At 74.4% G+C, this 970-nt stretch carries 1 protein-coding gene and 1 pseudogene; both read right to left on the bottom strand.

The features are described 5' to 3' along the window. Positions 1-601: TolC family protein (locus tag L810_RS31865; protein ID WP_042976995.1), on the bottom strand; the 601-nt coding region annotated here is incomplete at its 3' end. Then, positions 588-970 (bottom strand): annotated as a pseudogene (locus L810_RS31860) (FUSC family protein); the annotation flags it as partial. The gene L810_RS31865 and the pseudogene L810_RS31860, both read right to left, overlap by 14 nt.

Genomic DNA, 970 nt, shown 5'->3' with positions numbered 1-970 from the left:
GCTGGTGCACGGCCGTGAACGCGACGTTCGACGCGATCGACGCCTGCTCGGCCGCCTCGACGCGCGCCGCGCGGCCGCCGAAATCGAACAGCAGCCATTGCAGCGACAGCGCCGAGATCGTGCCGTGAACGGTGGTGTCGCTCGACGAGTCGCCGAGGATCGTCGACGTCGAGCCGTGGTTTGCCTGGTATGCGCCCATGGCCGTCGCCGACAACCTCGGCAGGTAGGCGGCCTTGGCCAGGCCGACCGCGAGCGCCGCGTTGCGCGCGTCGTTCCACGCGATGCGGGTCAGCGGGTTCGCCGATTCGGCGAGATCGATCAGTTCGGGCAGCGTGTACGCGTGCGCGGCATCGAGCGCAGCCGGCGGCGAGACGGACGCGAGCGCGGGCGACGCGGGCAGCGTGTAGTCGTGCGAACCTTGCGCGGACGCGCGCGGCGGGCCCGGCACGATGTCGCCGGCAGCCGACGTTTGCGGCTGCCATGGGCGGTCGGACGCCTCCGGCGCCAGATCGATCGATGACGTCGCGCAGCCGGCCAGCGCGACGGCGGTCGCGAGGGCGGCGGCGGCGATCGAGGCGGCCGGCGGTTCAGGTAGGCGCATGGGGGGCAGGCTCCTTCGGTGTGGCTTGACGGGCGGCGTCGGCGATATGCGCGAGCCGCGTGTCGATCAGGTTCAGCAGCGCGTCGCGCGCAGGGTCGGCAGGGGCGAGGCCCGGCGCGGTGGTCGGCGGCGCGGGCGAATCCGCATGACGCGCGGCTTCGTCGTCGCGCGGGTCGGTCACGCGCGCGAGCTGCGCGGCGATCGCCGCGTCGCCGGGCTTGCGTTCGGCGAGCAGGAACAGCGGGCCTTCGAGGGCGCCGAGTTCCGCGAGCGCGCGCCGCCGCGTGGCGAGCCACGTGGCGGCCGGACGCACCCACGACGGTTCGTAGTGAACCAGCCCGAGCGCCTGCGCGATCGCGCCGTGGCGGG

The sequence above is a fragment of the Burkholderia sp. AU4i genome, assembly GCF_000466765.1.
Lineage (GTDB): Bacteria > Pseudomonadota > Gammaproteobacteria > Burkholderiales > Burkholderiaceae > Burkholderia > Burkholderia cepacia.
This window is presented reverse-complemented; position numbering and strand designations above follow the sequence as displayed.